Origin of the sequence: Haemophilus sp. UMB1048 (genome assembly GCF_030218125.1) — a bacterium.
In the GTDB taxonomy this organism is placed as follows: Bacteria; Pseudomonadota; Gammaproteobacteria; order Enterobacterales; family Pasteurellaceae; genus Haemophilus_D.
Window position 1 is genome coordinate 1 of the sequence record NZ_JASOPB010000219.1, and the last position, 230, is coordinate 230.

A 230-nucleotide genomic window follows, 5' to 3' on the forward strand; every position below is an offset into this window, starting at 1 on the left:
GGCTGCCAGCTCTTCCGCCAGCGCCATCACCTCTTCGGTAGTCGACTGGAAAGCGCTGGCGTAGGCCAGCCCGGTACTGAGCCCTAACGCCCCCTGGCGCAGCGCATCGCGTAGCTGTACGCGCATGCCGGCGATTTCCGTCTCGTTCGCCGGACGAAACAGATCGTCCATATGGTTATTACGCAGCGCGGTGTGACCGATTAGCGTGCCGACGTTCAACGACGGTCGCG

At 63.5% G+C, this 230-nt stretch carries 1 pseudogene; it reads right to left on the reverse strand.

The features are described 5' to 3' along the window. Positions 1–230: pseudogene (locus QP437_RS10540) on the reverse strand (N-acyl-D-glutamate deacylase); the annotation flags it as partial.